Source organism: Archangium minus, from assembly GCF_044360475.1.
GTDB classification, from domain to species: Bacteria; Myxococcota; Myxococcia; order Myxococcales; family Myxococcaceae; genus Archangium; species Archangium minus.
In genome coordinates, this window is record NZ_CP043494.1 from 5,732,364 (window position 1) to 5,751,898 (window position 19,535).

The following is a 19,535-nucleotide window of genomic DNA, read 5'->3' on the forward strand; positions in this document are numbered from 1 at the left end:
GGGAAGGAAGAGAAGCTCAGTGCCAACCATCAGCCAGCTGGTCCGCAAGGGCCGCGAGAAGTTGAACATCAAGGGCAAGAGCCCCGCTCTGAAGGAGTGCCCTCAGAAGCGTGGCGTCTGCACCCGCGTGTACACCACGACGCCGAAGAAGCCGAACTCGGCGCTCCGTAAGGTGGCGCGTGTTCGTCTGACGAACGGGATCGAGGTCACCTCGTACATCCCGGGCGTGGGTCACAACCTCCAGGAGCACTCGGTGGTGATGATCCGCGGTGGCCGTGTGAAGGATCTCCCGGGCGTTCGCTACCACATCATCCGCGGCACGCTGGACTCCGTGGGCGTGGCCGGTCGCAAGCAGGGCCGTTCCAAGTACGGCGCCAAGCGCCCGAGCTGATTCGGGTCGTTGATCACCTTCGTTTCATCCGCTTAGGACGCTTGCCCCGCACCCTGGGGAGCCTCCTTGATTTCGCCAACGCAGTTGAAGCCCCACGAAGCCTCCCGGGTGCATGGGAGCGGGGCGTAAGGGATACAGAGCAATGCCTCGTCGTCGCGTAGTAGCCAAGCGCAAGATCCTTCCCGATCCGAAGTTCCAGGACCGCCTCGTCACGAAGTTCGTGAACGACCTGATGCGCAAGGGGAAGAAGTCCATCGCCGAGCGGGTGTGCTACGGCGCCTTCGCCCTCATCGAGGAGCGTGCGAAGGAGGACCCCCTCAAGACCTTCAAGAAGGCCCTGGACAACGTCAAGCCCGTGCTCGAGGTGAAGAGCCGCCGCGTCGGTGGCGCCACCTACCAGGTTCCCGTGGAGGTCCGTCAGGATCGCCGCGTGGCGCTGGGCATGCGCTGGATCATCACCTACGCCAAGGCGCGCGGTGAGAAGACGGCCATGGAGAAGCTGGCCGGCGAGATCATGGACGCCGCCAACAACCGTGGCAACGCGGTGAAGAAGCGCGAGGACACGCACAAGATGGCCGAGGCCAACAAGGCCTTCGCCCACTACCGCTGGTAGTCCTGGCGTCTTGAAGTGCCCGGCACCCGGATGCGGCCCCCCGCGTCCGGGTGTTTCCGGTCTTTGACATCCGTTTCGTTGGTTTTGTGGTTGGAGGGCAGGGGAGTACGCCCGCCCCGTTCTGGAGAGGTTCGGAGACATGCCTCGCGAGTACCCGCTCGAGCGCTATCGCAACATCGGCATCATGGCGCACATCGATGCCGGAAAGACCACGACCACGGAGCGGATCCTGTTCTACACAGGAGCCATCCACAAGATGGGCGAGGTGCATGAAGGCACCACGACCACGGACTGGATGCCCCAGGAGCGCGAGCGCGGCATTACGATCACCTCGGCCGCCATCACCGCCTTCTGGAATCGGAACGATCAGAAGTACCGCATCAACATCATCGACACGCCGGGCCACGTGGACTTCACCATCGAGGTGGAGCGCTCGCTGCGCGTGCTGGACGGGGCCATCGCGGTCTTCGACGGCGTGAACGGTGTGGAGCCCCAGTCCGAGACGGTCTGGCGCCAGGCGGACAAGTACAAGGTCCCCCGCATCTGCTTCGTCAACAAGATGGACCGAGTGGGCGCGGACTACACGATGTCCGTGAACTCGATCCGCGAGAAGCTGGGCGCGCGTCCGGTGCGCCTGCAGCTCCCGCTGGGCACCGAGGAGAAGCTGCGCGGCGTCATCGACCTGGTGCGGATGAAGGCGCTCGTGTTCCACGACTCGGAGCAGGGCAGCCGGTACGACGTGGTGGACATCCCCGAGGAGTTCCTCGAGGAGGCCAACGCGGCCCGGAGCGAGCTCGTGGAGACCGCGGCCGAGCAGGACGATGCGCTCACCGAGAAGTTCCTCGAGGGCCAGGAGCTCACCGAGGCGGAGATCCGCGGCGCCATCCGCAAGGGGTGTCTGGGACTGAAGATCTTCCCCGTGTTCTGTGGCTCGGCCTTCAAGCACAAGGGCGTGCAGCCGCTGCTGGACGCGGTGGTGGACTACCTGCCCAACCCGCTGGAAGTCCCCCCGGTGCACGGCAAGAGCCCCAAGGGCGACGACGAGATTCGCGAGACGGATGACAAGGCGCCGTTCAGCGCGCTGGCGTTCAAGATCATGAACGACCCGTCGTTCCAGTCGCAGACGCTGACGTTCCTCCGCATCTACTCGGGCAAGCTGGAGGCGGGCACTGCGGCGTGGAACTCGGTGAAGGGCAAGCGCGAGCGCATCAGCCGTCTGGTGCAGATGCGCGCGGACAAGAAGGACGAGGTCCAGGAGTGCTACGCCGGTGATATCTGCGCAGTGGTGGGCCTGAAGCTGGCCACCACGGGCGACACGCTCTGCGACGACAAGCACCCCATCATCCTGGAGCGGATGGAGTTCCCTGAGCCCGTCATCGACGTGGCCATCGAGCCGAAGTCTACGGCGGACCAGGACAAGATCATCACGAGCCTGGCGCGCCTGGCGATGGAGGATCCGTCCTTCCGCGTGAAGACGAACGAGGAGACGGGGCAGACCATCATCGCCGGCATGGGCGAGCTGCACCTGGAGATCATCGTCGACCGGCTCCTGCGCGAGTTCAAGGTCGACGCCAACGTGGGTAAGCCCCAGGTGGCCTACCGCGAGACGATCACCAAGGCGGTGCAGTCCGAGGGCAAGTACATCCGCCAGACGGGTGGCAAGGGCATGTACGGCCACATCAACCTGAGGGTGATGCCCAACGAGCCAGGCGCGGGCTTCGTCTTCGAGAACCAGATCGTGGGCGGGGTGGTGACCAAGGAGTTCATCGAGGCGGCGAAGCAGGGCATCCAGGAGGCCATGCAGAGCGGTCCCATCGCGGGCTACCCCATGCTGGACATCAAGGTGGAGGCCTACGACGGCTCGATGCACGACGTGGACTCCAACGAGATGGCCTTCAAGATCGCCGGCTCGATGGCCTTCCGGGACGCCGTGCGTACCGCAGACCCCGTGCTCCTCGAGCCCATCATGGACTGCGAGATCGTCACCCCGGACGACTTCACGGGAGACGTGATTGGCGATCTCAATGGACGCCGGGGGAAGATCATGGGCATGGAGCCTCGGCCGGGAGGCGTGCAGGCGATCCACGCTCAGGTGCCGCTGGCCAAGATGTTCGGGTACTCGACCGACCTGCGCAGCCGCAGCCAGGGAAGAGCCACGTACACCATGCGGTTCAGCCACTACGCGCCGGCATCAAAAGACGCGCTGAACCGTTGATGTGACCAGCTCCCTTAAGAGGAGAGCGGGCGATTTAGATTGACGTTTCTGCAGGTTTGGAGCACGACGCAGCACCTTTTCTCGATTCGGCCGGTAAGCCGGCCTCGCGAGGAGCAGCAATGAGTAAGGAGAAGTTCGAAAGAACGAAGCCGCACGTGAACATCGGTACGATCGGTCACGTGGACCACGGCAAGACGTCCCTGACGGCGGCCATCACGAAGGTGCTGGCGAAGACCGGCGGCGCGACCTTCCTCGCGTACGACCAGATCGACAAGGCCCCCGAGGAGCGCGAGCGCGGCATCACCATCTCCACCGCCCACGTGGAGTACCAGACGACCAACCGGCACTATGCCCACGTCGACTGCCCGGGCCACGCCGACTACGTCAAGAACATGATCACGGGCGCGGCGCAGATGGACGGCGCCATCCTCGTGGTGTCCGCCGCGGACGGCCCGATGCCCCAGACGCGTGAGCACATCCTGCTCGCCCGTCAGGTCGGCGTGCCCTACATCGTGGTCTTCCTGAACAAGGTCGACATGCTGGACGACCCGAGCTGCGTGAGCTCGTGGAGATGGAAGTCCGCGACCTGCTCAAGAAGTACGACTTCCCCGGCGACGAGATTCCCATCGTCCCCGGCAGCGCCCTCAAGGCGCTCGAGGGTGACACCTCGGACATCGGCGAGCCGGCCATCCTCAAGCTGATGGAGGCGGTGGACAAGTACATCCCCACCCCGCAGCGTGCGACGGACAAGCCCTTCCTGATGCCGGTGGAGGACGTGTTCTCCATCGCCGGCCGCGGTACGGTGGCCACCGGTCGCGTGGAGCGCGGCAAGGTGAAGGTGGGCGAGGAAATCGAGATTGTCGGTATCCGCCCCACCCAGAAGACGGTGGTTACGGGTGTGGAGATGTTCCGCAAGCTGCTGGACGAGGGCATGGCGGGCGACAATATCGGCGCGCTGCTGCGCGGCCTGAAGCGTGAGGACCTGGAGCGTGGTCAGGTGCTGGCCAAGCCGGGCTCCATCACCCCGCACACCAAGTTCAAGGCGCAGATTTACGTGCTCACGAAGGAAGAGGGTGGCCGTCACACCCCGTTCTTCAAGGGCTACCGGCCGCAGTTCTACTTCCGCACCACGGACGTGACGGGCACGGTGAAGCTGCCTGAGAACGTCGAAATGGTGATGCCGGGCGACAACATTGCCATCGAGGTGGAGCTGATCACCCCTGTGGCCATGGAGAAGGAGCTCCGCTTCGCCGTCCGCGAGGGCGGTCGCACCGTGGGCGCCGGCGTCGTGGCCGAGATCATCGCGTAGTATTCGGAAGTACCCATCTGCCCCGGCGTTCCGGGTGGAAAAAAGCCGGGGCAGTGGGAATAAGGTTGCAAACACGGGGAATGCGGTGGTACAAGCCGCGCCCCTTCGAAGAGACGGCTCTGTGACATCCAGGGGACGTTGGGCGTAGCGCCTCCCACAGGCAGGCAGAGGCCGTACAAAGAGGTTTTTGCGAATGGCGACACAGAAGATCCGCATCCGGCTGAAGGCCTACGACTCCAAGCTCCTGGATCAGAGCGCTGGGGAGATCGTCGAGACGGCGCGGCGCACGGGCGCCAAGGTTGCCGGTCCGATCCCCCTGCCCACGCGCATCAACAAGTTCACGGTTCTGCGCTCGCCGCACGTGGACAAGAAGAGCCGCGAGCAGTTCGAGATCCGCACGCACAAGCGCCTGCTCGATATCCTCGAGCCGACCCAGCAGACGCTGGACGCGCTGATGAAGCTGGATCTCTCGGCCGGTGTTGACGTGGAGATCAAGTCCTGAGGAAGCGGGGCTGAGCCCTCGCGGTTCCACTCCGTTCCCCAGAGGAAAGAGCCATGGCGAAGTTCGACGTAGTCGATCTGGATTTGAAGAAGGTGTCGGAGCTTGAGCTCTCCGACGAGGTCTTCGGCGCCGAGCCGAACGCGAACCTCTTTTACGAGGTCGCGAAGATGCAGCAGATCAACCGGCGCCGGGGTACGGTGGCGGTGAAGAACACCTCGCTGGTGAGCGGCGGTGGCAAGAAGCCCTGGAAGCAGAAGGGCACTGGCCGCGCTCGTCAGGGTTCCATCCGCGCTTCCCACTGGGTGGGTGGTGGTAAGGCGATGGGCCCGAAGCCGCGGGACTACTTCTACCGTCCTCCGAAGAAGGTCCGTCGCGGTGCGCTCAAGGCGGCCCTGTCGCTGCGCGCCCGTGAGAAGACGCTCATCATCGTGAGCGACTTCAACCTGGCTGCTCCGAAGAGCAAGCAGGCCTTCGAGGCTCTGACCAAGCGGCTGAAGCTGGCCGACGCGCTGGTCATTGATGCCAAGGACAACACCAACCTGCACCGCAGCGTGCGCAACCTGGCGAAGTTCGACGTTCTGCCCCCCGAGGGTCTGAACCTCGAGTCCGTGCTCCGCCACAAGCACCTGGTGCTCACTTCCTCGGCCGCTAAGGCCATCGAGGGGGCGCTCTCGTGAATATCAACGACGTCATCAAGGGACCGCTCATCACCGAGAAGCTGGACGCGGCCCGCGAGAAGTTCCGGCAGTACTCGTTCATCGTCGACAAGAAGGCCACCAAGTACGACGTGGCCCGCGCCGTCGAGCAGCTCTTCAAGGTGAACGTTGAGGGCGTGCGGACCAACATCGTCCGCGGCAAGACCAAGCGGGTGGGCCGCTCGATTGGCAAGCGGCCGAACTTCAAGAAGGCGGTCGTCACCCTCAAGGAGGGGGACAAGATCGAACTCTTCGAGGGAGGCGCGGTCTAGCGCACGGCGCTGACCGACGTTGAGGAACCACCATGGGCATCAAGAAGTACAAGCCGACCTCCGCCGCCCGCCGTCTGATGACGGTGTCTGACTTCGCGGACATCACCAAGGACACGCCGGAGAAGGGCCTTACCGAGCCCCTCAAGAAGTCCGGCGGCCGCAACGTTCACGGCCACATCACCCGTCGTCACCAGGGTGGTGGTCACAAGCGCCGCTACCGCGTCATCGACTTCAAGCGTCGGGACAAGGATGGCGTGCCGGCCAAGGTCGCCGCGGTTGAGTACGACCCGAACCGCTCCGCCAACATCGCCCTCCTGCACTACGCGGATGGCGAGAAGCGCTACATCCTCGCCCCGGTCGACCTGAAGGTCGGGGACACCGTGATGGCGGGTGAGAACGCGGACATTCGTCCGGGCAACACCCTGCCGCTCATCAACATCCCGATCGGTACCATCATCCACAACGTGGAGCTGAAGCCGGGCCGCGGCGGGCAGATCATCCGCTCCGCGGGCTCCTCCGGCCAGTTGATGGCGAAGGAGGGCCGCTACGCTCAGGTGCGTCTGCCCTCGGGTGCCGTGCGCATGGTGCTCATCGAGTGCCGCGCCACCGTGGGCCAGGTGGGCAACCTGGAGCACGAGATCATCCGTATCGGTAAGGCGGGTCGTAGCCGCTGGCTGGGCATCCGGCCCACCGTCCGCGGTCTGGCCATGAACCCTGTCGACCACCCGCACGGTGGTGGTGAGGGTAAGTCCGGTCAGGGTAACCCGCACCCGGTGTCGCCGTGGGGCCAGAAGACCAAGGGCCTCAGCACCCGCAAGAACAAGCGTACTGACAAGTTCATCGTGAGCGTCCGCCGTCCGGGCGCGCGCAGCCAGTAGTCGAGGGTTTACGCAATGGCGCGTTCGATTAAGAAGGGTCCGTTCGTCGATGGGTACCTCGTGAAGAAGATCGAGGACATGATCAAGACGAACAAGAAGAGTGTTGTGAAGACGTGGTCCCGGCGTTCCACCATCCTGCCGGAGTTCGTGGGACACACCTTCGCGGTGCACAACGGCCGCAAGTTCATCCCCGTCTTCGTGACCGAGAACATGGTGGGCCACAAGCTCGGCGAGTTCGCCCCGACCCGTACGTTCGGTGGTCACTCGGCGGAGAAGAAGGTCGCCAAGGGCAAGTAGCCGGCCCCGCTGACAGGCGGCGTCCGCCAGAGGAGATGACATGGAGTCGAAGGCACATCTGAGGTTCCTGCGCATGTCGCCCCGGAAGGTTTCCACCGTGGCGGCTCTCGTCCGGGGCAAGCCGGTGGGGCAGGCCCTGAACATCCTGCGCTTCACCAGCCGCGCCGCGGCGGTTCCGGTGGCCAAGCTCATCAAGAGCGCCGTGGCCAACGCGACGGACCTGTCCAAGGGTCAGGTCGACGTGGACCGTCTCATCGTGAAGACGATCTCGGTGGATCAGGGTCCGACCCAGCGCCGCTACATGCCGCGCGCCATGGGCCGAGCCTCGCGCATCAACAAGAAGACCAGTCACATTCACGTGGTGCTGGCGGAGGCGGCCAAGTAAGCCGCCCGCCTGGCGCCCCACGCAACCGATTCGAAGGAGAAGCACGTTGGGCCAGAAAGTCCATCCCATTGGGTTCCGCCTCGGGGTCATCAAGACCTGGGACTCCAAGTGGTTCGAGCACAAGAACTACGCGCAGTGGCTGCATGAGGACATCCGCATCCGCGAGTTCGTGAAGAAGTCGCTCGCCCACGCGGGTGTCTCCAAGGTGGAGATCGAGCGCGCGGCGAACAAGGTGAAGGTCAACGTGCACACCGCGCGCCCGGGCATCGTCATCGGCAAGCGCGGTGCCGGCATCGAGACGGTGAAGAAGGACCTCCAGCAGTTCACGAAGAACGAGGTCTTCCTCAACATCGTCGAGGTCCGCAAGGCCGAGACGGACGCGCAGCTGGTGGCCGAGAACATTGCCACCCAGCTCGAGCGTCGTATCGCCTTCCGCCGCGCCATGAAGAAGGCGCTGCAGACGGCGATGAAGTTCGGCGCCAAGGGTATCCGTGTGTCGTGCTCCGGCCGCCTCGGTGGCGCGGAGATGGCCCGCTACGAGTGGTACCGCGAGGGCCGCGTGCCCCTGCACACCCTTCGTGCGGACATCGACTACGGCTTCGCCGAGGCGAAGACCACCTACGGCAAGATCGGTTGCAAGGTCTGGATCTGCCGCGGCGAGGTGCTGCCCACCAAGGGTGGCCAGAGCCCCGCGCCGGCGGCCAACCGCTAACTCCCCGGGAGCCGTCCCGGGAGGGACGGCTCGCTCGGGATTGAAGGACACCGACGATGCTTCAGCCTGCTCGCACGAAGTTCCGCAAGATGCACAAGGGCCGCACGCCCGGTCGGGCGTACCGCGGCAGCGACCTCACCTACGGTGAGTACGGCCTCATGTCCCTGCAGCCGGGGTGGATCACCTCGCGGCAGATCGAGGCGGCCCGTATCGCGATGACGCGCCACATCAAGCGTGGTGGCAAGATCTGGATCCGCGTGTTCCCGGACAAGCCCATCACCAAGAAGCCCGCCGAAACCCGCATGGGTACCGGTAAGGGCGGTGTGGAGTACTACGTGGCAGTGGTCAAGCCCGGCCGCATCCTCTACGAGATGGAGGGTATGACGCCGGAGGTTGCCACCACCGCCCTGAAGCTGGCCCAGGCCAAGCTGCCGGTGCTGACGAAGATCGTCACCCGCAGCGAGCTGGCGCTCTAGTTCCGCCTCCGGGTGGCCCGCTGAGAAGAGGGCCGCCCGCTGGCTCGAGGAGATTTGAAGATGGCGACTGCGAAGGAACTCAAGGAGCTCTCGGCGGATGACCTGAAGCGGCGCGCGGCCGAGCTGCGCGAGACGCTGTTCCAGGATCAGCTCAAGAGGGCGACCGGCTCGCTCGACAACCCGTCCGAGCGCACCCAGCACAAGCGCGACCTGGCGCGCATCCTGACCGTCCTGGGGGAGAAGACCCGGGCGGAGAAGAAGGCTTAGGAGCTTTTTCATGGCTGAAGCGACTCAATCCACCTCTGCCAAGACCTCCACCCGCGGCCGTCCCAAGACCCGCGTGGGGATCGTGACCTCCAACAAGATGCAGAAGACGGTGGTGGTCACCGTCTCGCGCCGCGCGTCTCACCCGAAGTACGGGAAGATCATGAGCATGCGCGAGAAGTACAAGGCGCACGTCGAGGACCACGACTATCCGACCAAGGTCACCATCAACGAGGGTGACCGGGTGCGTATCGCCGAGACCCGGCCCACGTCGAAGGACAAGCGTTGGCGCGTGGTCGAGGTGTTGGAGAAGAGCAAGAACGTCTGAGCCGTCCGAGCTCGCGCAGCCGTCCAGGCGCGCGAGGCCGTGGCTCGAGCCGCGCGGTGCCCCTCCTCGCCGGAAGGGCCTGCCGTAGCTGAGATAGGAGATTCCAGATGATTCAGATGACGAGCGTGCTCGACGTGGCCGACAACTCGGGCGCCAAGAAGGTGTTCTGCATCAAGGTGCTCGGTGGCTCGAAGCGCAAGTACGCGTCCATCGGCGATGTGATCGTCGTGTCGGTGCGCGAGGCGCTGCCGAACTCCAAGGTGAAGAAGGGTGACGTGGCCAAGGCGGTCATCGTGCGCACCGCGCGCGAGGTGGGCCGTCCGGATGGCAGCTACATCAAGTTCGATGGCAACTCCGCCGTCCTCATCAACAAGGACATGGAGCCCATCGGGACGCGCATCTTCGGGCCGGTCGCCCGCGAGCTCCGCGCCCGCAAGTTCATGAAGATCATCTCGCTCGCTCCCGAGGTCCTCTAGTAGGGCATCAGGCGGTCCGCGAGGAGGGAGAGGAACCATGGAGAAGCTCAAGGTTGGAGACACCGTCCAGGTCATCGCCGGCGCCGAGCGCTCGGAGAAGACCCCGGCGAGCAAGCGCGGGAAGATCCTGAAGATTGACCGTGAGGCCCAGCGCGTGACCGTCGAGGGCGTGCGCCTGGTCAAGCGGCACCTGCGCAAGACGCCTCAGCAGCCCGAGGGCGGCATCGTGGAGAAGCCGGGCACCATCCACATCTCGGACGTCCAGCTGGTCTGCGCCAAGTGCGACAAGCCGACCCGCGTGGGTATCCGGGCCGATGGGGACAAGAAGAAGCGGTTCTGCAAGAACTGCGACGCCCTGATTGACTAGGGGCGCGGGTTCGGGCATGTATGCGCGCCCTTTGTCCTACCCGGACGAGGGGAGGGCGGGCGTGCATACCCGGAGCTCTGAAAGACCCAAGAGGGCTCCGGTGTTTCCAGTTTCCACGCAGTACTGATCGGCGCGCTGGGTCCACGACGGCGTTCCGAAGCAGAGGACAAGACGATGGCTGAAGAGAAGAAGGAAGCGGCGCCGAAGAAGGAAAAGAAGGGCCGCAAGAAGGAAGAGCTCAAGAAGGCAGGCTTCGCGGCGAACATCGAGGAGGGTCTCGAGTCCAAGCCGGCGCGTCTGAAGCTGCGCTTCCGCAAGGAAGGCGTGCCCGCGCTGATGAAGGAGCTGGGGCTCAAGAACCCCATGCAGGTTCCTCGCCTCGAGAAGATCGTCGTCAACATGGGTCTGGGCGAGGCGCTCGCCAATGCCAAGATCCTCGAATCCGCCGTGGACCAGCTGGGTGCCATTACCGGTCAGAAGCCTGTGGTGACCCGCGCCCGTAAGTCCATCGCGAACTTCAAGCTGCGCCAGGGCCAGGCGATCGGTGCTGCCGTGACGCTCCGCGGCGACCGCATGTACGAGTTCCTGGACCGCCTCATCACCGTCGCGCTGCCGCGCGTGCGTGACTTCAAGGGCGTGTCCCCCAAGGCCTTCGACGGGAAGGGTAACTATACGCTCGGCGTGCGCGAGCAGATCATCTTCCCGGAAATCAACTACGACCAGATCGAGAAGGTGAAGGGGCTGAACATCAGCTTCGTCACCACTGCGGCGAACGATGAGCAGGGGCTGGCGCTGATGCGTCACTTCGGCATGCCGTTCCGCCAGTAACGAGGACCCGCATCCATGGCCAAGCTCTCGAAGATCGCTCAGGCGAAGCGCAAGCCGAAGTTCTCCGTCCGCGCGTACAACCGCTGCCCGCTGTGCGGTCGGCCCCGCGCGTTCCTGCGGAAGTTCAACATGTGCCGTATCTGCTTCCGGCACCGCGCCCTCCGCGGCGAGATCACCGGCGTCACCAAGTCGTCCTGGTAGTCGGACGCGGGTGTCCGGGCTCCGAGCAGGGGCCCGGGTGCCTGGCCTGCCCTCGAGAGGGTGGGCCGAAGTAGTGAGTGCATTGCATCCGTGGCGAACCCCCGGGATGGGCCCGGCAGGCGCGGCGGTTGCGAACGCGGAGGCGGTGAGACCGCTCCGCACGGAAGGTATCCTTCATGTCGGTTGTCAACGATCCCATTGGCGACATGCTGACCCGCCTGCGCAACGGCTCGCGCGCGCGTCACGACAAGGTCGTCATTCCCCACTCGAACCTCAAGGTCGAGATCATCAAGGTTCTCAAGGCCGAGGGCTTCATCGGGGACTACACGGTTCACGAGCGCGCGCCGCAGAACGAGATCAGCGTGCAGCTGAAGTACGGCCCGGATCGCGCTCCGGCCATCACCGGCATCCGCCGCGTGTCCAAGCCCGGCCTGCGCCGGTACGTCAACTCGCGTGAGATTCCGCAGGTGCTCGGCGGTCTGGGCATCTCCATCCTGTCCACGTCGCGGGGCGTGATGGTGGACTCCGATGCTCGCAAGCAGAAGGTCGGCGGCGAGCTGCTCTGCACTGTCTACTAGCCAGCCGCCCGGGTACCGCGGCCTGTGCCGCGACCTGGACTGCACGAGGGAATCATGAGTCGGATTGGAAAGCTTCCGGTCAAGCTGGCGGACAAGACGAAGGCCACTGTGTCGGGCCGCCAGGTCAATTTTGAAGGCCCCAAGGGCAAGATGGTCGTTCAGCTTCCCGCCAAGGGCGTGAAGGTGACGGTCGCGGGCAACGAGGTTCGGGTGGAGCGCGAGGATGAGTCGCGCGAGGCTCGCAGCCTGCACGGTCTGACCCGTACGCTGCTGGCCAACGCGGCGAAGGGCGTGTCGACGGGCTTCGAGCGTCGCCTGGACATCCGCGGCGTCGGTTTCCGCGCCGAGGTGAAGGGCAAGACGATCAACCTCACGCTGGGGTACTCGCACCCGGTGGTGTTCGAGCTGCCCGAGGGCGTGACGGCCGAGGTGGACAAGGCCGCCCGCACTGAGGACGGTCTGCCCACCCTGGGTCTGACCCTGCGCTCGGCGGACAAGGAGGCTCTCGGGGCCGCCGCTGTGAAGATCCGCGCGCTGCGCCCGCCCGAGCCGTACAAGGGGAAGGGCATCAAGTACGCCACCGAGAAGATCCGCCGTAAGGAAGGCAAGACCGGTACGGCCTAGTCGGAGTGAACACCCAACCGCGCGGCTCCTGGAGGGGTCGCGCAATCATCCGGCGGTGGAAGTCCCCATCACCGCCGGACGGAGAAGGAATCATCCATGTCGAACAAGCTCGATCCGCGCCTCAAGAGGAAGGACCGCATCCGCAAGAAGATCTCGGGTACCACCGAGCGTCCGCGGCTCACGGTCTACAAGAGCCTCAAGCACATCTACGCCCAGGTGGTGGACGACACCACGGGCCGCACCCTGGCCTTCGCCTCGTCGCTCTCCAAGGAGCTCAAGGGTAACACCGAGGGCGACAAGAAGGCCGAGGCCAAGCGCGTGGGCTCGCTCATCGCGGAGAAGTGCAAGGCGGCCAACGTCGTGGCGGTGGTGTTCGACCGCAACGGCTTCCCCTACCATGGTCGGATCGCCGCCGTGGCTGATGCCGCGCGCGAGGCCGGGCTCAAGTTCTAGAAACCTTTCGAATAAGGAAGTTCCCAAGTGGCAACTCCGATCAATCCAAACGATCTCGACCTCACCGACCGCGTGGTGAACATCAACCGCGTCGCCAAGGTGGTGAAGGGCGGCCGGCGGTTCTCGTTCGCCGCGCTGGTGGTGGTGGGCGACGGCGCCGGCCACGTTGGCGTGGGGCTGGGCAAGGCCAACGAGGTTCCCGAGGCCATCCGCAAGGGTGGCGAGAACGCGAAGAAGAACCTGTTCCGCGTCCCGCTGCAGGGTCACACCATCCCCCACGAGGTGCTCGGTCACTTCGGCGCGGGCTGGGTGCTCCTGAAGCCGGCCGGTGAGGGTACGGGCGTCATCGCCGGTGGTGCGGTGCGCGCGGTCCTCGAGGCGGCGGGCATCCGCAACATCCTGACCAAGAGCCAGGGCTCGCGGAACCCCCACAACGTGCTCAAGGCCACCGTGGCGGGTCTGAAGAACCTGCGCTCGCCGGAGCAGGTGTCGCGCCTGCGCGGCAAGGACGTGGGTCCGCAGAAGTCCGAGGAGGCGAGGGGTTAATCATGGCCATCAAGGTCAAGCTGACGAAGAGCTTCGCGGGTTCGTCCGTGGACCAGCTCGCGACGATCGATAGCCTCGGACTGAAGAAGTTCGGCGACGAGCGTCTCCTGAAGGACACGCCGGCCATCCGCGGCATGGTGAACAAGGTCCGTCACCTGGTGACGGCCGAGACGGTGCAGGGCGAGGCCCCGAAGGCCACCCGCCGCAAGCCTCGGAAGATCCGGGTCCGGGACGCCGCGCGCGCCCGCAAGGCCTAGTGCGAGAGGGTTCAGACAATGACGACGCTCAACAAGCTGAAGCGCCCCGAGGGCTCGTGGCACCGCAAGAAGCGGGTGGGCCGCGGCCAGGGTAGCGGTCTGGGCAAGACGGCCGGCCGCGGTGGCAAGGGCCAGAAGGCTCGCACGGGTAACATGCGGTTCGAGGGCTTCGAGGGTGGCCAGAGCCCACTGCAGCGCCGCCTGCCGAAGTTCGGTTTCATCTCCCCCAACCGCACCGAGTACGCGGTGGTGAACCTGGCGGACCTCGAGGGGTTCGATGCGGGCGCCACGGTGGACGTGGAGTCGCTGAAGGCCCGGGGCCTGGTAAAGGGCCGCTATGACGGCATCAAGGTGCTCGGCAATGGCGCGCTCACCAAGAAGCTCACCGTTCGGGTGAACAAGGCCTCGGCCACCGCGCGTGAGGCCATCGAGAAGGCGGGCGGTTCCGTGGAGGAGCTCCCCCTGGTGGCCCACAAGCCCGAGTCCGCCGCGAAGGCGCATGCCGGTAAGGGCGTGAAGCAGGCTCGGTCGTGAGGGTAGGGCGCGACACACTCTTAGTGGTGCGCGCCTTTCTATCCGTGTAGCATTCAGCGCCCCTTTCCGAATTCGGACAGGGGCGCTGCTGTTCTCGCAGAAACCTTTTTGGGGGATGGATCCCACGTGGCTCTGAACGCCTTCGCCAACGTCTTCCGCATCGCGGAGCTGCGCAGCCGGCTCATCTATACGCTGATGCTGCTCGCGGTGTACCGCATCGGCATCTTCATCAACACGCCTGGCGTGGACCGGGCTGCGATGAACGCGTTCATGGACGCCCAGCGCCAGTCGGGCGGCCTGTTCTCGCTCTTCAATCTCTTCTCCGGCGGCGCCCTGGAGCAGATGTCCATCTTCGGTCTGGGCATCATGCCGTACGTGTCCGCCTCCATCATCATCCAGCTCCTGGCGGTGGTGGTGCCCAGCCTCGAGCGGCTGCAGAAGGAAGGTGCCGGCGGCCGGCAGAAGATCAACCAGTATACCCGCTACGGCACCATCCTCCTGTCCATCGTGCAGGGCATTGGTATCTCGCGCTGGCTGGCCTCGCTGGGCCGCACGGACGCGGGCCAGGCCGGGTTCAACCAGGTGGTCGTTCCCAACGACAACGCCTGGTTCACCTTCATGACCGTCATCAGCCTGACGGCGGGCACCGCGTTCATCATGTGGTTGGGTGAGCGCATCACCGAGCGCGGCATCGGCAACGGTATCTCACTGATCATCTTCGCGGGCATCGTGTCCGGCCTGCTGCCCAGCGGCAAGTCGCTGCTCGACATGGTCCAGCAGGAGATCGTCAGCATGGCGGCCGTGGCGGCCCTGCTGGTGTTCATGATCGTCGTCGTCGGCGTGGTGGTCTACGTCGAGCGCGGCATGCGGCGCATTCCGGTGCAGTACGCCAAGCGCATGGCTGGGCGGCGTATGTTCGCCGGTCAGGCGACCTACTTCCCGATGAAGGTGAACACCTCGGGCGTGATTCCGCCGATCTTCGCCGGCGCGCTCCTGTCCTTCCCGGCCACGCTCGGCACCTGGTTCCCGTTCCTGCAGGGCGTGCAGCGCAGCATCGAGTCCAGCCCCTGGGTCTACAACGGCATCTTCGTCCTGCTGATCGTCTTCTTCTCGTACTTCTACACGGCGCTGACCTTCCGGCCGGACGACGTGGCGGACAACATCAAGAAGCAGGGCGGTTACATCCCGGGTATCCGTCCGGGCCGTCAGACGGCGGACTTCATCGAGGGCGTGCTCAATCGCATCACCTTCGGCGGAGCGCTCTACCTGGCCGCCATCTGCGTGATTCCGTCCATCATTTCGAACATGCTGGGCGTTACCTTCACGTTCGGTGGTACGGCGCTGCTGATCGTCGTGGGTGTGGCGCTGGACACGGTGCAGCAGATCGAGGGCCACCTCATCAGCCGCAACTACGAGGGCTTCGCTGGTCCGCGCGGTCCCCGCATCCGCGGCCGGGTTCGCGTGGCTGCCTAGTCAAGTCAGCTGTCTACCTGGCGCTCCTCCCCCTCACCCCGGGGAGGGGCGCCTCGTCGTTCCAGGGGTGTGTGAGCAGTGGGAAAGAGGCTCGCTTTAGCCCTCCCGTGCTCCTTCCTGACGAGCTAAGAGGAACCTATGAACCTCATCCTGTTTGGCCCGCCGTTCGCGGGGAAGGGGACCCAGGCGAAGAATCTGTACGCGGATTTCAAGATTCCGCAGATCTCCACGGGTGACATCCTCCGCAAGGCGGTTCGTGAGGGCACGGAGATGGGCAAGCTGGCCGGGCCGCTGATGGCCGCTGGCGCCTACGTGCCGGACGAGATCGTCATCGGAATCGTGGAAGAGCGCCTCAAGGAGCCGGACTGCGCCAATGGCTTCGTGCTCGACGGCTTCCCGCGCACTCCTCCCCAGGCCGAGGCGCTCGAGCGCATGCTCGCCAGGTTGGGCAAGAAGCTGGATGCCGTGGTTTCGCTCGAGGTTCCGACCGAGAAGCTCATCGAGCGCGGCTCGGGCCGGCGCTCGTGCCCCACGTGTGGCGCCGTCTATCACGTCTACCAGAACCCGCCGAAGCGGGCCGGCTTCTGCGACAAGGACGGCGCCGGCCTCACCCAGCGCGAGGATGACAAGGCCGAGGTCATCGAGAAGCGTCTGAAGAAGTATGAGACGGAGACCGCCTCTCTCAAGGAGTTCTACGCGCAACGGGGCTTGCTCAAGAGCATCGACGGGGTGGGGTCCCCCGAAGGCATCTACGAGGACATCAAGAAGGCGCTGGGCAAGGCCTAAGCGCCGGCAAGGCAGGCTGACTGCCAGGGGCACGGTTCGTGGAGTGAGAACCCGCCCTCGGACGGTTCAAGCCATGGCGAGGCAGGGATGAGCCAGATCGAGATCAAGAGCCAGGAAGAGATCGCCCTCATGCGTGAAGCAGGGCGCATCGTGAGCGAGATCCTGGACGAGCTCGAAAAGGCGGTGGCGCCGGGTGTTACCACCTGGGACCTGGATGCCCTGGCTGAGAAGCTCATCTACAAGAAGGGCGCTCGGCCTGCCTTCAAGGGCTACCGCGGCTTCCCCGCCTGCCTGTGTGCTTCCGTCAACCACGAGGTGGTGCACGGAATCCCCTCCAAGCGGCGCAAGCTGCAGGAGGGGGATTTGATGAAGCTGGACTTCGGGGTGGTGTACCGCGGCTTCTTCGGGGACGCGGCTCGCACGGTGCCGGTCGGAAAGGTGAGCCGCGAGGCCCAGGCGCTGCTGGATGCCACCCGGGAGTCCCTCCACAAGGCCATCCAGGCCATGGTGCCCGGCAACCGTATTGGTGACATCGGTCACGCCGTGCAGAGCTATGTGGAGGCGCGGGGCTTCTCCGTCGTGCGCGACTTCACCGGCCACGGCATCGGCCGCCACCTCCACGAGAAGCCGGAGGTGCCCAACTACGGCCAGCGGGGCAGCGGGATGAAACTTCGTCCGGGAATGGTCCTCGCGGTCGAGCCCATGGTGAACCAGGGCACGTATGAGGTGGAGCTGCTCGACGATGACTGGACAGCCGTCACCCTCGACAACAAGCTTTCCGCTCACTTCGAGCACACGGTGCTCATCACCGAAGGGGGGCCGGAAGTCCTCACCCGGCGCAGGGCCGGGTAGGTGGGCGGAATACGAGGGAGTACAGAGGGGTTCGTAGAAATTCGGGTTTACAGCGCGAGGATGCTTGCCACTTCTGGACCAAAGTGTTATCCCGCCGCGCTTCCAGAGTTCCGGTGGTCCGCGAGAGGGTTATCTGATTGCCGAAGGATGATTCCATCGAAGTCGAGGGGACCGTGATGGAGCCCCTCCCGAACGCGATGTTCCGTGTGGTGCTGGACAATGGCCACAAGGTGCTCGCGCATATCTCGGGCAAGATGCGGATGCACTTCATCCGAATCCTCCCGGGCGACAAGGTCAAGGTCGAGCTGTCCCCGTACGACCTGTCCCGGGGACGCATCACCTACCGGGCGAAGTAGCAAGGGCCTGGTTCCGCGGAATGGCGGACCGGCCCTCGAGGCTTTTCTTTTCTAAAAGCGAAGGAAGGGAAGTACCGCCATGAAGGTTCGGGCGTCCGTCAAGAAGATTTGCGACAAGTGCAAGGTTGTCCGCCGCAAGGGCATCGTGCGCGTCATCTGCGCCTCCAACCCGCGGCACAAGCAGCGCCAGGGCTAGGCCTTTAGGGGCCTTGCTCCAGACCAACTCCACCCAGAAGGAACGACTTAGATGGCTCGTATCGCCGGCATCGACCTCCCGCCCAACAAGCGCGCGGTGATCTCGCTCCAGTACATCTACGGGATCGGCAACAAGTCCGCCCACGACATCATCACGGCTGCGGGGATCGACCTCGCCACCCGGACCAAGGACCTCACCGAGGAGCAGACGCGGAAGATCCGCGAGATCCTCGAGACCAACTACAAGGTCGAGGGTGACCTCCGTCGCGAGGTGACCATGAACATCAAGCGGCTGATGGACCTGGGTTGCTACCGGGGTCTGCGTCACCGCAAGGGTCTGCCGGTTCGCGGTCAGCGGACGCACACCAACGCGCGTACCCGCAAGGGTCCCAAGCGCGGCATCGTGCGCGCCAAGCCGGCGGCGGGCGCTCGCTAGTTCTTCCACCTGCGCCAGCCCTCTGAGGAGCTGGCGTCGATCACCTACTTCCAGGAGCAACGAGTTCCATGGCTGAAGAGACCAACGCGCCTGCGGCACCGGCCGCTGCGGCCCCCGCGGCGGGCGAGACCGCCGCTGCGCGCAAGAAGGGCAAGAAGGGCAAGAAGAACATCCTCAATGGCGTGGTCCACATCCAGTCCACGTTCAACAACACCATCATCACGATCACGGACGTGTCCGGGAACGTGATCTCCTGGTCCTCCGCCGGCGCTCGCGGTTTCCGCGGCAGCCGTAAGTCGACGCCGTTCGCCGCCCAGGTGGCCGCCGGTGACGCCGCGGCGAAGGCCATGGAGCACGGCCTGAAGAACGTGACGGTGCTGGTGAAGGGCCCGGGCGCGGGTCGTGAGTCCGCCCTCCGCGCGCTCGCCGCCGCTGGCCTGAAGATCGCGCTCATCCGCGACGTGACGCCCATCCCGCACAACGGCTGCCGTCAGCCGAAGCGCCGCCGCGTCTAAGTTCCATTCCGGGCCGCTCTCCTCGAGGGGAGCGGTCCTAGACCATCTTTACACGGAGAAGCATCGTGGCCCGTTATACCGCCTCCGCCTGCCGCATCTGCCGGCGTGAGAACCTGAAGATGTACCTGAAGGGTGACCGCTGCTACACGGACAAGTGTGCGATTGAGCGCCGCCCCTATCCCCCCGGTCAGCACGGCCAGGGCCGCGTGAAGTTCTCCGGCTACGGCGTGCAGCTGCGCGAGAAGCAGAAGGTCAAGCGCATGTACGGCCTGCTGGAGAGCCAGTTCCGCGGCTACTACCACCGCGCCTCCGCAGCCAAGGGCAAGACCGGTGAGAACCTCCTGCAGCAGCTGGAGCTCCGCCTGGACAACGTCGTGTTCCGCATGGGCTTTGCGGACACCCGCGCTGAGGCCCGCCAGCTGGTGCGCCACGGCCACTTCACGGTGAACGGCAAGCGGGTGAACATCCCGTCGTTCGCGGTGAAGCCGGGCACCACCATCGAGGTGGCGGAGAAGAGCCGGAAGATCCTCCGCATCTCCGAGGCGCTGGAGACCGTGGATCGCCGCGGCGTGCCGCAGTGGATCGACCTGGACAAGAAGTCCTTCAAGGCGACGGTGAAGACCGCCCCGAACCGCGAGGACCTGACCATGCCGATCCAGGAGCAGCTCATCGTCGAGCTCTACTCGAAGTAATCGGCTTGGCTCGCCCTCCCGGGCGAATC

The 19,535-nt window shown here is 65.0% G+C and carries 31 protein-coding genes and 1 pseudogene; all 32 read left to right on the plus strand.

The window, feature by feature from the left end:
* Window positions 1-19: 19 nt before the first annotated feature.
* The 32 genes and pseudogenes from rpsL (at window position 20) to rpsD (ending at window position 19,506) form a co-directional block, all read left to right on the plus strand.
* Window positions 20-391: a 30S ribosomal protein S12 gene (gene rpsL, locus F0U60_RS23390; RefSeq protein WP_108075645.1), complete on the plus strand. Its 372-nt coding sequence runs from the start codon at window positions 20-22 to the stop codon at window positions 389-391.
* A 142-nt stretch (window positions 392-533) separates the two neighbouring features.
* Window positions 534-1,004, plus strand: coding sequence for a 30S ribosomal protein S7 (rpsG, locus tag F0U60_RS23395; RefSeq protein ID WP_043408972.1), 471 nt, complete (start codon window positions 534-536; stop codon window positions 1,002-1,004).
* Window positions 1,005-1,143: 139 nt separating this feature from the next.
* Window positions 1,144-3,219, plus strand: coding sequence for an elongation factor G (gene fusA, locus F0U60_RS23400; protein ID WP_395823479.1), 2,076 nt, complete (start codon window positions 1,144-1,146; stop codon window positions 3,217-3,219).
* A gap of 119 nt (window positions 3,220-3,338) precedes the next feature.
* A pseudogene (gene tuf, locus F0U60_RS23405) lies at window positions 3,339-4,528 on the plus strand (elongation factor Tu).
* 193 nt (window positions 4,529-4,721) lie between these two features.
* Window positions 4,722-5,030, plus strand: coding sequence for a 30S ribosomal protein S10 (rpsJ, locus tag F0U60_RS23410; RefSeq protein WP_002625389.1), 309 nt, complete (start codon window positions 4,722-4,724; stop codon window positions 5,028-5,030).
* 53 nt (window positions 5,031-5,083) lie between these two features.
* Window positions 5,084-5,707 (plus strand): 50S ribosomal protein L4, encoded by a 624-nt coding sequence (rplD, locus tag F0U60_RS23415; RefSeq protein ID WP_203404236.1) that lies wholly within the window; start codon window positions 5,084-5,086, stop codon window positions 5,705-5,707.
* The gene (locus tag F0U60_RS23420) at window positions 5,704-5,997 is read left to right on the plus strand and encodes a 50S ribosomal protein L23 (RefSeq protein WP_203404237.1); all 294 of its coding nucleotides are present in this window, start codon (window positions 5,704-5,706) and stop codon (window positions 5,995-5,997) included. Before rplD ends, F0U60_RS23420 begins: the two co-directional genes overlap by 4 nt.
* A 32-nt stretch (window positions 5,998-6,029) precedes the next feature.
* A complete protein-coding gene (gene rplB, locus F0U60_RS23425; protein WP_203404238.1) occupies window positions 6,030-6,875 on the plus strand; it encodes a 50S ribosomal protein L2 in 846 nt (281 codons plus the stop codon).
* A 15-nt stretch (window positions 6,876-6,890) separates the two neighbouring features.
* On the plus strand, window positions 6,891-7,172 hold the full coding sequence (rpsS, locus tag F0U60_RS23430; RefSeq protein ID WP_043409002.1) for a 30S ribosomal protein S19: 282 nt from the start codon (window positions 6,891-6,893) through the stop codon (window positions 7,170-7,172).
* A 40-nt stretch (window positions 7,173-7,212) separates the two neighbouring features.
* Window positions 7,213-7,557: a 50S ribosomal protein L22 gene (gene rplV / locus F0U60_RS23435; protein ID WP_203404239.1), complete on the plus strand. Its 345-nt coding sequence runs from the start codon at window positions 7,213-7,215 to the stop codon at window positions 7,555-7,557.
* Window positions 7,558-7,603: 46 nt separating this feature from the next.
* A complete protein-coding gene (gene rpsC / locus F0U60_RS23440) occupies window positions 7,604-8,269 on the plus strand; it encodes a 30S ribosomal protein S3 (RefSeq protein ID WP_203404240.1) in 666 nt (221 codons plus the stop codon).
* A gap of 56 nt (window positions 8,270-8,325) precedes the next feature.
* Window positions 8,326-8,745, plus strand: coding sequence for a 50S ribosomal protein L16 (gene rplP, locus F0U60_RS23445; protein ID WP_395823483.1), 420 nt, complete (start codon window positions 8,326-8,328; stop codon window positions 8,743-8,745).
* Window positions 8,746-8,805: 60 nt separating this feature from the next.
* Window positions 8,806-9,012: a 50S ribosomal protein L29 gene (rpmC, locus tag F0U60_RS23450; RefSeq protein WP_203404242.1), complete on the plus strand. Its 207-nt coding sequence runs from the start codon at window positions 8,806-8,808 to the stop codon at window positions 9,010-9,012.
* A gap of 10 nt (window positions 9,013-9,022) precedes the next feature.
* The gene (rpsQ, locus tag F0U60_RS23455) at window positions 9,023-9,337 is read left to right on the plus strand and encodes a 30S ribosomal protein S17 (protein WP_395823485.1); all 315 of its coding nucleotides are present in this window, start codon (window positions 9,023-9,025) and stop codon (window positions 9,335-9,337) included.
* Window positions 9,338-9,444: 107 nt separating this feature from the next.
* A complete protein-coding gene (rplN, locus tag F0U60_RS23460) occupies window positions 9,445-9,813 on the plus strand; it encodes a 50S ribosomal protein L14 (RefSeq protein ID WP_043409019.1) in 369 nt (122 codons plus the stop codon).
* A gap of 37 nt (window positions 9,814-9,850) precedes the next feature.
* Window positions 9,851-10,180, plus strand: a complete 330-nt coding sequence (gene rplX, locus F0U60_RS23465; protein ID WP_108075879.1) for a 50S ribosomal protein L24 — start codon at window positions 9,851-9,853, stop codon at window positions 10,178-10,180.
* 174 nt (window positions 10,181-10,354) lie between these two features.
* Window positions 10,355-11,008: a 50S ribosomal protein L5 gene (gene rplE / locus F0U60_RS23470; RefSeq protein WP_108075880.1), complete on the plus strand. Its 654-nt coding sequence runs from the start codon at window positions 10,355-10,357 to the stop codon at window positions 11,006-11,008.
* A gap of 15 nt (window positions 11,009-11,023) precedes the next feature.
* A complete protein-coding gene (locus F0U60_RS23475; protein ID WP_043409024.1) occupies window positions 11,024-11,209 on the plus strand; it encodes a type Z 30S ribosomal protein S14 in 186 nt (61 codons plus the stop codon).
* 176 nt (window positions 11,210-11,385) lie between these two features.
* On the plus strand, window positions 11,386-11,787 hold the full coding sequence (gene rpsH / locus F0U60_RS23480) for a 30S ribosomal protein S8 (RefSeq protein ID WP_203404245.1): 402 nt from the start codon (window positions 11,386-11,388) through the stop codon (window positions 11,785-11,787).
* A gap of 54 nt (window positions 11,788-11,841) precedes the next feature.
* Window positions 11,842-12,411 (plus strand): 50S ribosomal protein L6, encoded by a 570-nt coding sequence (rplF, locus tag F0U60_RS23485; protein ID WP_395823489.1) that lies wholly within the window; start codon window positions 11,842-11,844, stop codon window positions 12,409-12,411.
* Between the two features lie 96 nt (window positions 12,412-12,507).
* A complete protein-coding gene (gene rplR, locus F0U60_RS23490) occupies window positions 12,508-12,864 on the plus strand; it encodes a 50S ribosomal protein L18 (protein WP_395823491.1) in 357 nt (118 codons plus the stop codon).
* 27 nt (window positions 12,865-12,891) lie between these two features.
* Window positions 12,892-13,410: a 30S ribosomal protein S5 gene (gene rpsE, locus F0U60_RS23495; protein ID WP_204227941.1), complete on the plus strand. Its 519-nt coding sequence runs from the start codon at window positions 12,892-12,894 to the stop codon at window positions 13,408-13,410.
* A 2-nt stretch (window positions 13,411-13,412) separates the two neighbouring features.
* On the plus strand, window positions 13,413-13,667 hold the full coding sequence (gene rpmD, locus F0U60_RS23500) for a 50S ribosomal protein L30 (protein WP_203404249.1): 255 nt from the start codon (window positions 13,413-13,415) through the stop codon (window positions 13,665-13,667).
* Window positions 13,668-13,685: 18 nt separating this feature from the next.
* Window positions 13,686-14,201 (plus strand): 50S ribosomal protein L15, encoded by a 516-nt coding sequence (rplO, locus tag F0U60_RS23505; RefSeq protein ID WP_395823493.1) that lies wholly within the window; start codon window positions 13,686-13,688, stop codon window positions 14,199-14,201.
* A gap of 126 nt (window positions 14,202-14,327) precedes the next feature.
* A complete protein-coding gene (gene secY / locus F0U60_RS23510) occupies window positions 14,328-15,674 on the plus strand; it encodes a preprotein translocase subunit SecY (RefSeq protein ID WP_395823495.1) in 1,347 nt (448 codons plus the stop codon).
* A 138-nt stretch (window positions 15,675-15,812) separates the two neighbouring features.
* Complete coding sequence (locus F0U60_RS23515; RefSeq protein WP_395823497.1) at window positions 15,813-16,460, plus strand: adenylate kinase; 648 nt, start codon at window positions 15,813-15,815, stop codon at window positions 16,458-16,460.
* An 87-nt stretch (window positions 16,461-16,547) separates the two neighbouring features.
* On the plus strand, window positions 16,548-17,312 hold the full coding sequence (map, locus tag F0U60_RS23520) for a type I methionyl aminopeptidase (protein ID WP_395823499.1): 765 nt from the start codon (window positions 16,548-16,550) through the stop codon (window positions 17,310-17,312).
* 137 nt (window positions 17,313-17,449) lie between these two features.
* Window positions 17,450-17,668 carry a translation initiation factor IF-1 gene (infA, locus tag F0U60_RS23525; RefSeq protein WP_043409051.1) on the plus strand — a complete coding sequence of 73 codons (219 nt, stop codon included), beginning with the start codon at window positions 17,450-17,452 and terminating at the stop codon, window positions 17,666-17,668.
* A 79-nt stretch (window positions 17,669-17,747) separates the two neighbouring features.
* A complete protein-coding gene (gene rpmJ / locus F0U60_RS23530) occupies window positions 17,748-17,864 on the plus strand; it encodes a 50S ribosomal protein L36 (RefSeq protein ID WP_002633586.1) in 117 nt (38 codons plus the stop codon).
* A 51-nt stretch (window positions 17,865-17,915) separates the two neighbouring features.
* Window positions 17,916-18,299: a 30S ribosomal protein S13 gene (gene rpsM / locus F0U60_RS23535; protein WP_203404254.1), complete on the plus strand. Its 384-nt coding sequence runs from the start codon at window positions 17,916-17,918 to the stop codon at window positions 18,297-18,299.
* Window positions 18,300-18,367: 68 nt separating this feature from the next.
* Window positions 18,368-18,814: a 30S ribosomal protein S11 gene (gene rpsK, locus F0U60_RS23540; RefSeq protein ID WP_395823503.1), complete on the plus strand. Its 447-nt coding sequence runs from the start codon at window positions 18,368-18,370 to the stop codon at window positions 18,812-18,814.
* Between the two features lie 65 nt (window positions 18,815-18,879).
* Window positions 18,880-19,506 carry a 30S ribosomal protein S4 gene (gene rpsD / locus F0U60_RS23545; protein WP_073563501.1) on the plus strand — a complete coding sequence of 209 codons (627 nt, stop codon included), beginning with the start codon at window positions 18,880-18,882 and terminating at the stop codon, window positions 19,504-19,506.
* The last annotated feature ends 29 nt before the right edge of the window (window positions 19,507-19,535 follow it).

What these genes read in the sequence shown, in the direction of transcription:
- rpsG (WP_043408972.1), top strand. Translation starts at nt 534, where the DNA reads ATGCCTCGTCGTCGCGTAGTAGCCAAGCGCAAGATCCTTCCCGATCCG.
- fusA (WP_395823479.1), top strand. Translation starts at nt 1,144, where the DNA reads ATGCCTCGCGAGTACCCGCTCGAGCGCTATCGCAACATCGGCATCATG.
- rpsJ (WP_002625389.1), top strand. Translation starts at nt 4,722, where the DNA reads ATGGCGACACAGAAGATCCGCATCCGGCTGAAGGCCTACGACTCCAAG.
- rplD (WP_203404236.1), top strand. Translation starts at nt 5,084, where the DNA reads ATGGCGAAGTTCGACGTAGTCGATCTGGATTTGAAGAAGGTGTCGGAG.
- rplB (WP_203404238.1), top strand. Translation starts at nt 6,030, where the DNA reads ATGGGCATCAAGAAGTACAAGCCGACCTCCGCCGCCCGCCGTCTGATG.
- rpsS (WP_043409002.1), top strand. Translation starts at nt 6,891, where the DNA reads ATGGCGCGTTCGATTAAGAAGGGTCCGTTCGTCGATGGGTACCTCGTG.
- rplV (WP_203404239.1), top strand. Translation starts at nt 7,213, where the DNA reads ATGGAGTCGAAGGCACATCTGAGGTTCCTGCGCATGTCGCCCCGGAAG.
- rplP (WP_395823483.1), top strand. Translation starts at nt 8,326, where the DNA reads ATGCTTCAGCCTGCTCGCACGAAGTTCCGCAAGATGCACAAGGGCCGC.
- rpmC (WP_203404242.1), top strand. Translation starts at nt 8,806, where the DNA reads ATGGCGACTGCGAAGGAACTCAAGGAGCTCTCGGCGGATGACCTGAAG.
- rpsQ (WP_395823485.1), top strand. Translation starts at nt 9,023, where the DNA reads ATGGCTGAAGCGACTCAATCCACCTCTGCCAAGACCTCCACCCGCGGC.
- rplN (WP_043409019.1), top strand. Translation starts at nt 9,445, where the DNA reads ATGATTCAGATGACGAGCGTGCTCGACGTGGCCGACAACTCGGGCGCC.
- rplX (WP_108075879.1), top strand. Translation starts at nt 9,851, where the DNA reads ATGGAGAAGCTCAAGGTTGGAGACACCGTCCAGGTCATCGCCGGCGCC.
- rplE (WP_108075880.1), top strand. Translation starts at nt 10,355, where the DNA reads ATGGCTGAAGAGAAGAAGGAAGCGGCGCCGAAGAAGGAAAAGAAGGGC.
- F0U60_RS23475 (WP_043409024.1), top strand. Translation starts at nt 11,024, where the DNA reads ATGGCCAAGCTCTCGAAGATCGCTCAGGCGAAGCGCAAGCCGAAGTTC.
- rpsH (WP_203404245.1), top strand. Translation starts at nt 11,386, where the DNA reads ATGTCGGTTGTCAACGATCCCATTGGCGACATGCTGACCCGCCTGCGC.
- rplF (WP_395823489.1), top strand. Translation starts at nt 11,842, where the DNA reads ATGAGTCGGATTGGAAAGCTTCCGGTCAAGCTGGCGGACAAGACGAAG.
- rplR (WP_395823491.1), top strand. Translation starts at nt 12,508, where the DNA reads ATGTCGAACAAGCTCGATCCGCGCCTCAAGAGGAAGGACCGCATCCGC.
- rpmD (WP_203404249.1), top strand. Translation starts at nt 13,413, where the DNA reads ATGGCCATCAAGGTCAAGCTGACGAAGAGCTTCGCGGGTTCGTCCGTG.
- rplO (WP_395823493.1), top strand. Translation starts at nt 13,686, where the DNA reads ATGACGACGCTCAACAAGCTGAAGCGCCCCGAGGGCTCGTGGCACCGC.
- F0U60_RS23515 (WP_395823497.1), top strand. Translation starts at nt 15,813, where the DNA reads ATGAACCTCATCCTGTTTGGCCCGCCGTTCGCGGGGAAGGGGACCCAG.
- map (WP_395823499.1), top strand. Translation starts at nt 16,548, where the DNA reads ATGAGCCAGATCGAGATCAAGAGCCAGGAAGAGATCGCCCTCATGCGT.
- rpmJ (WP_002633586.1), top strand. Translation starts at nt 17,748, where the DNA reads ATGAAGGTTCGGGCGTCCGTCAAGAAGATTTGCGACAAGTGCAAGGTT.
- rpsM (WP_203404254.1), top strand. Translation starts at nt 17,916, where the DNA reads ATGGCTCGTATCGCCGGCATCGACCTCCCGCCCAACAAGCGCGCGGTG.
- rpsK (WP_395823503.1), top strand. Translation starts at nt 18,368, where the DNA reads ATGGCTGAAGAGACCAACGCGCCTGCGGCACCGGCCGCTGCGGCCCCC.